This window comes from Micromonospora sp. M51, assembly GCF_018070305.1.
GTDB classification, from domain to species: domain Bacteria; phylum Actinomycetota; class Actinomycetes; order Mycobacteriales; family Micromonosporaceae; genus Micromonospora; species Micromonospora parva.
Window position 1 is genome coordinate 1 of record NZ_JAGPXZ010000317.1, and the last position, 6,535, is coordinate 6,535.

At 69.0% G+C, this 6,535-nt stretch carries 7 protein-coding genes and 1 pseudogene; 3 read left to right on the top strand and 5 right to left on the bottom strand.

Going from position 1 to position 6,535, the window contains the following annotated elements:
• From KBX53_RS17850 to KBX53_RS17860, 3 genes are all read right to left on the bottom strand, one after another.
• On the bottom strand, positions 1-408 hold a 408-nt coding region (locus KBX53_RS17850), incomplete at its 3' end, for a redoxin domain-containing protein (protein ID WP_210860469.1).
• Positions 409-1,632, bottom strand: a complete 1,224-nt coding sequence (locus tag KBX53_RS17855; RefSeq protein ID WP_210860471.1) for an epoxide hydrolase family protein — start codon at positions 1,630-1,632, stop codon at positions 409-411. It lies immediately after the preceding gene.
• 198 nt (positions 1,633-1,830) lie between these two features.
• Positions 1,831-2,610 (bottom strand): SDR family oxidoreductase, encoded by a 780-nt coding sequence (locus KBX53_RS17860; RefSeq protein ID WP_030330148.1) that lies wholly within the window; start codon positions 2,608-2,610, stop codon positions 1,831-1,833.
• Between the two features lie 141 nt (positions 2,611-2,751).
• Here KBX53_RS17860 and KBX53_RS17865 point away from each other — a divergent pair, with 141 nt between their 5' ends.
• Positions 2,752-3,372 (top strand): TetR/AcrR family transcriptional regulator, encoded by a 621-nt coding sequence (locus KBX53_RS17865; protein ID WP_210860473.1) that lies wholly within the window; start codon positions 2,752-2,754, stop codon positions 3,370-3,372.
• Positions 3,373-3,414: 42 nt separating this feature from the next.
• Here KBX53_RS17865 and KBX53_RS17870 read toward each other — a convergent pair whose 3' ends face one another.
• Positions 3,415-4,263 (bottom strand): SDR family oxidoreductase, encoded by an 849-nt coding sequence (locus KBX53_RS17870; protein WP_210860475.1) that lies wholly within the window; start codon positions 4,261-4,263, stop codon positions 3,415-3,417.
• A gap of 132 nt (positions 4,264-4,395) precedes the next feature.
• Here KBX53_RS17870 and KBX53_RS17875 point away from each other — a divergent pair, with 132 nt between their 5' ends.
• Complete coding sequence (locus KBX53_RS17875) at positions 4,396-4,998, top strand: TetR/AcrR family transcriptional regulator (protein WP_030330154.1); 603 nt, start codon at positions 4,396-4,398, stop codon at positions 4,996-4,998.
• A gap of 55 nt (positions 4,999-5,053) precedes the next feature.
• A complete protein-coding gene (locus KBX53_RS17880; protein ID WP_210860477.1) occupies positions 5,054-5,971 on the top strand; it encodes an expansin EXLX1 family cellulose-binding protein in 918 nt (305 codons plus the stop codon).
• Positions 5,972-6,022: 51 nt separating this feature from the next.
• Here the strand turns inward: KBX53_RS17880 and KBX53_RS17885 are convergent.
• Positions 6,023-6,535: pseudogene (locus KBX53_RS17885) on the bottom strand (hypothetical protein); the annotation flags it as partial.

Consider the following 6,535-nt stretch of genomic DNA (forward strand, 5'->3'; position numbering starts at 1 on the left):
CTCGGACTGCTCGTAGCGTCCCTCGCCGAAGTGGTCGTCGCGGATGACGCCGTCGGTGTCCACGAAGTAGAGCGCCGGCCAGTAGTGGTTGCCGAAGGCACGCCAGATCACGTAGTCGTTGTCGACCGCCACCGGGTAGTCGATGGACCGGGCAGCGACCGCCCGCCGCACCCAGTCGACGTCGTGCTCGAAGCCGAACTCGGGCGTGTGCACCCCGACGACGACAAGCCCGTCGTCGCGGTAGGCGTGCGACCAGGCGCGCACGTACGGCTCCTGGCGCAGCCAGTTGATGCAGGTCAGCGTCCAGAAGTTGACCAGGACGACGCGCCCGCGCAGGTCGGCGGGGCCGAGTGGCTCGGAGTTGAGCCACTCGGCCGCCCCGTTGAGCGGGGGCAGGTGCACGGCCATCTAGCGCAGCGACCGGAAGGCGGTGCGAAGCTCTTCGGAGAAGATCTTCGGCTGTTCCCAGGCCGCGAAGTGCCCGCCCACGTCGAGCTTGTTGTAGTAGATGAGGTTGGAGTACGCCTGCTCGGCCCAACTCTGCGGCGCCTCGTACAGCTCGTCGGGGAAGACGCTCACGGCGACCGGGATTTTCACGCCCTTGGCGGCGAAGAACGACAGCTTGTTCTCCGCGTACAGTCGAGCCGAGGAGACCCCGGTGTTCGTCAACCAGTAGAGCGAAATGTTGTCGAGGAGGTCCTCCGGCGTGATGCCTCGGGGCTGCCCGGCGACGGACTCGGAAATGAGCTTCAGGCTGGCGGCGTCATGGTCGAGCATGTAGGTCGCCAAGGCGACGGGCGAGTCAGCCAAACCGGTCAGCGTCTGCGCGCGTCCCATCTCAAGGGCGTAGCTGGAATGCTTCCAGAAGAAGTCCGCCTGCTCACAGGCGCGCCTCTCATCGTCGGAGAGGTTGGACGGGAGCGAGGCGAGGGGATTGTTGGCACCAGTGATACCGGACTGGAGCATCGCATCGATGTCGGGCGGATACACACCCGGCATGTTGGTGTGAATGCCGATCAGTTCCGGAGGTGCCTGCACTCCCATCAGATCCGTGATGAGCGCACCCCAGTCGCCACCCTGCGCCACGAATCGCGTGTAGCCCAGGCGTTTCATCAACTCGATCCAGGCGGTGGCGATGTGTTGCGGGTCCCAGCCGGGCATGCTCGGCTTGCCGGAAAAGCCGTAACCAGGCATCGACGGGATCACCAGATGGAAGGCATCCGAGGCGCTCGCGCCGTGCTCGGTGGGATTGGTGAGCGGGTCGATGATCTTCATCTGTTCGATCACCGAGCCCGGCCACCCGTGCGTGACGATGAGCGGTAGGGCGTCCTCATGCTTCGAACGGATGTGGAGGAAGTGGATGTCGAGGCCGTCGATCTCGGTCATGAACTGTGGTAGGGCGTTCAGCCTCGCCTCGACCTTGCGCCAGTCGTACTCTTTTTCCCAGTAACGCGCGAGGGCCTGCATTGTGGCAAGCTGCACTCCCTGCGACTGGTCGTTCACCGTTTCCTTGTCCGGCCAGCGGGTGGCTTTGATGCGCCTTTTCAGGTCGTCAAGGTCGGCCTGGGGAATGTCGACCGAGAACGGCCGGATCTCCGTGGTGCCCGGACGAGTCTTGGTTTTGACAGCCATGCGTTTTTCCTCTCCGTCTAGGTTTGCGCCTCGCGAGGAGAAAGCATCGGGTGCAGGCTCTGCCCGGACTCAGGTGCCAATGAATGGGCACGCCGCCGCCATATCTCGGAGCCTAGTGTCGGCCGACCGCGATGGTCGGCGAAGTCGACACTTGCTCAACTGCCTTCCGGACGGCGGTCGACACAGCGGACAGCGACCTCATGCGGTCTCGGCCTGGAGGGCGGGGCCGAGGAGGAGTCCGCCGTCGATGACGTACTCCGAGCCCGTGATGAACGACGCGTCCGATGAGGTGAGGAACAGGAGAAGTCGGCTGACATCGGTCGGCTCCCCGAGCCGGGGGATCGCGAACGGCTCGGGTGAGTAGAAGTCGGCGATTGCCGCGACTGCGCCAGCTGCTGGTTCGTGGATGAAGGGGGTCGATATCACGCCGGGGTGGATGGTGTTCACCCGGATGTGGTCGCGGCCGAGTTCGAGTGCCGCCGTTTGGGTGAGGCCTCGCACGGCCCACTTACTGGCGACGTACGGCGCGTAGTGAGCCGTGCCGCCCAGGCCCATTGTCGAGCCGATGGTGACGATGGCTCCCCCTCCCGCCCGGCGCAGCGCGGGGGCCGCGACCTTGATGCCGAGGAAGGTCCCGGTGAGATTGATGTCGAGGATGCGCGACCACGTGGCCTGCTCGGTGTTGTCGATCGTCGCCGGCGGATTCTGCACGCCGGCGTTGTTGACGAGCACGTTCAGGGCGCCGAAGGCGCTCTCGGCGGCCAGCACAGCGGCGGACCACGAGCTCTCGTCGGTGACGTCGAGGCGGGCGAAACGAGCGCGGGTTCCCAGCTCGTCGGCGAGAGCGGCGCCGCGCTCGGCGTCGATGCCGCCGATCACCACGTTCGCTCCCTCGGCGTGAAAGGCGCGCACGTGGCTCGCGCCCTGGCCGCCGGTTCCACCGGTGACGAGCACGGTCTGGTTGTCGAAGCGGGGCATCAGATGCTCCTTCGGTACGGGGGTGGATGACCGTCGTGGTGATGACCGGGCGGCCAGTGGTGAGCCGGTCGACTCACCACTGGCCTGACACTAGGTGGACGGCAGAGGCGAGTCAAGCCACTCACCTCGTATGCTCGGCCCATGAGCAGGGCCTTGACCACGTATCACCAGCGCGTCGCCCAGGAGAAGCGGGCGCTGATCGTGACGGCCGCGACCGCGCTGTTTCTCGAGTTGGGCTACGACCGGACGTCGCTGGCGCGGATCGCCGAGCGCTCAGGAGTTTCGCGGGCCACCCTGTTCAAGCAGTTTCCGACCAAGGCCGCGCTGTTCGACGCCATCGTGACCGAGTCCTGGTCGACGGCCGACGAGGAGGACCCTCCGCCCACCGGCAACGTCGTTGCCGGGCTGAGCATCATCGGCCGCCGTTACGCCGCGCTGCTGGGCCGCGCCCAGATGACCGACCTGTTCAGGATCGTCATCGCCGAACTGCCGCGGTTCCCCGAGCTGGCCCATGCGCAGTTCTCGCGCGGGAAGATGCCCTACTTCGAGTCCGTCCGCAGCTACCTCCTGGCTGAGCACGAGGCGGGAACGGTGCGGGTCGAGGACGCCGAACTCGCGGCCACCCAGTTCCTGGGCATGATCTCCAACTACGTCTTCTGGCCGACGCTGCTGGTGCCGGGCTGGGAGGTGAGCGCCGAACGCACCGCCCAGGTGGTCGACGAGGCCGTCCGCACCACCGCCGCCCGATACGCCACGACGTGACCACCGACGTCCGCGCACGGCACCGACGCCCGGCAGGACCGGTCACGGGCGCTCGACGGCTTTTTCGGCGGCGCGACTGACCTGCTCCCAACCCGCCCAGGTGTCCATCCGCCGGCGGGAGATGTCGAACGCCAGGTCGTACACCATGCTGCCGAGCAGGAGCCGCAGCGGCGGGTCGTCGCTGTCGACCAGCCGCAGCAGCGCCTCGGCGGCCAGCCGGGGTTCGCTGTCGATCGAGCCTTCCGCCCACTGGCGTTCCATCTCGGCACGCAGTGGTGCGTAGGCGTCCATCGGAGTGGTGGCGCGCACGCTGGTGTAGAGGTCGGTCCAGTAGCCGCCCGGCTGCACGATGCTGACGGTGACGTCGAAGGCCGCCGCCTCCATCGCCAGCGCCTCACTCATCCCTTCCAGGGCGAACTTGCTCGCGCTGTACAGGCCGGTGCTGGGGAAGCCGCCGAGCGCGGCGATGCTGGAGACCTGCACGATGTGACCGGACCGTTGGGCGCGCAGGTGTGGCAGCACCGCCTGGCTGACCCAGAGCGCGCCGAAAAGGTTGACCTCGAACTGGGCGCGCGCCTCGGCCTCGGTGAACTCCTCGATCATGCCCATGGACAGGGTGCCGGCGTTGTTGACGACGATGTCGAGCCGACCGAAGTGCTCGACGGCGGTGCCCACGGCCGCGATCACGGCCGCGCGGTCGGTGACGTCGAGGGTCAGGGCCAGCAGCCGGTCGGCGTACTTCTCGTCGAAGTCGCGGTGCGCGATGGTCCGGGCGGCGGCGACCACCCGGTCACCGCGGTCGAGCGCGGCGTCGGCGAAGGCGCGGCCCAGGCCGCGGCTGGCGCCGGTGATGAACCAGGTACGGGGGGCGGCGTCGGAGGGGGTGCGCATGCGAAGCCTCTTTCCTCTTGACGAGACGAGACGAGACGAGACGGTTCGTCTCGTTACGGCTGAAGGCTAGACGCACCCCGACACCACGTCAAGACGAGACGGTCCGTCTCGTCGTTGCTATCGTGGTGCCCCATGACGCCCAACACCGCCCGCCGGCGCGAGACCTCGCGGCGCGCCATCCTCACCGCGGCCTTCGACCTGCTTCAGGAGACGGGGTACGCGAAGCTCAGCATCGAGGGCATCGCCGCGCGGGCCGGCGTCGGCAAACAGACCATCTACCGCTGGTGGCCGTCGAAGGGCGCTGTCATCTTCGACGCCTTCCTCATGCTCAGCGAGGCCACTGAGGGTGGGCCGCCGACGCTGCCGGACACCGGCGACCTGGCGGCGGACCTGACAGTGGTGCTGCGCGCGACGGTCGAGGAGATGAACGACCCCCGCTTCGAGCAACCGATGCGCGCGCTGGCCACCGAGATCGCGCTCGACCCCGAGCTGGCCGCGGCGTACGCCGAACGGTTGGACGGGCCGTTGAAGGAGGCCAAGCGGCAGCGCCTGCGCAGCGCCCAGCAGGCGGGCCAGATCGCCGACGACGTCGACCTCGACGTGGCGGTGGACCTGATCTGGGGGCCGCTGCTCAGTCGCTGGCTGCACCGCAGCGGCCCGCTCACCGCCGAGTACGCCGACCTCGTCGTCAGCACCGCCCTCAACGGATTGCGCCCCCGCCGATCCGACGAGTGACGATCGGTGGGACGACTTTGCGCTGCCGCAGCGTGGTGCGGCAACATCAGGCGCCGTGACGGCACCAGGCACGGCCCCCGACGACGACCTCCCGGCCCGCACGCCCCGGGTGAGTCGGCGGGTCAGACACTGGTTGGCCGGTGCCGGGGTGGCCACCCTGGCCGCCGTCCTCGGCATCACCCTCGCCGTACGCGGCGGCGCCACCCCGGCCTGTGCCGCGCCGCCGACCGGCAACGCCGTCCACAAGGGCAAGGCCAGCTTCTACGACGCGGGCCGCTCGGGTGGCAACTGCTCCTTCCCGGGCCCGCCGGCGGACCGGCTCTACGTGGCTCTCGGCGCAGCCCAGTACTCCGGATCGGCGGCCTGCGGCAGCTACCTGCAGGTGAGTGGTCCGAAGGGCACGGTCCGGGTCATGGTGATGGACCAGTGCGGCGGCTGCGGACCCAGCAAGATCGACCTTTCCACCGAGGCGTTCACCAGGATCGCCGACCGGTCGCAGGGCATCGCGACCGTCACGTACCGGGCGGTGGTGAACCCTCCGCTCGACGGTGGGCTCACCTTCCGGATGAAGGGCGGCGCTTCGCGGTACTGGTTCGCGGTGCAGGTCGGCAACCACGGCAACCCACTGCGCTCGGTCGAGGCGAAGGGGCCGGGTGGCGGCTTCCGCAAGGCCGTCCGCCAGAGCGACAACCACTGGACCATCGAGGGCGGGATCGGCCCCGGGCCGTACAGCATCAGGGTGACCGACGTGTACGGACGCCAGGCGACCGCGACCACCATCCGGATGGTCACCAAGCAGGTGCAGCGCAGCACGGCCACCCTCGCCAGCGCCTCCCCCACACCCGGCAACTCCCCCGCGGCCCCGCCGACCCCCAGCGCCGCGCCTTCGCCGACAGCGACGGAATCGGCAGCGCCGACGGCGACAGTCGAGGCGCTCGCCGGCGCCGCCGGACTCGACGCCCCTCGCTGCTGACCGACCTGCCGAACACCGTCGTCAATCCTTGCGGGGCACGCAGGATCCGCCTCAGCGGAACACCCGCGCGACAAGCGTCAGTAGCGCCGCACCGAACACCAGTACGCGGTACACCGCGTACACGATCCAGACGCCGAGCATGCCAACGGCGGTGACGATCAGGGCGGGCCCCACGAAGGCCGCTTCCTCCACCACCCAGCCGCCCGCGATCACCACCGTGACCACGACGCCGAGCAGCACGACGGCGCGTCCCACCCCCTTCGACGCCTGCCACAGGGCTGTCGCGTGGGCCCGAGCGGGCCGGGCGCCCGCCGGGGGCACGGTGGGCGACGACGGCGCCCGCGCCGCCAATTCGTCGAGTTGCCGGCCCGCGGCGCGGTCCCGTTCGTCGGCGGAACGACGCAGCACCGCCTCCAGCGCGCGCAGGTCGTCCCGGTCACGGAGCAGCCCGGTACGTGGATCACCGAGGAGCAGCAGCGGAACCAGGGGTTCCTCGTCCGTCGAGCGAGCGAGCAGCCACGCATCGCCGAAGCCGTTCAGCTGACCCGGTCGCAACACCGTGAC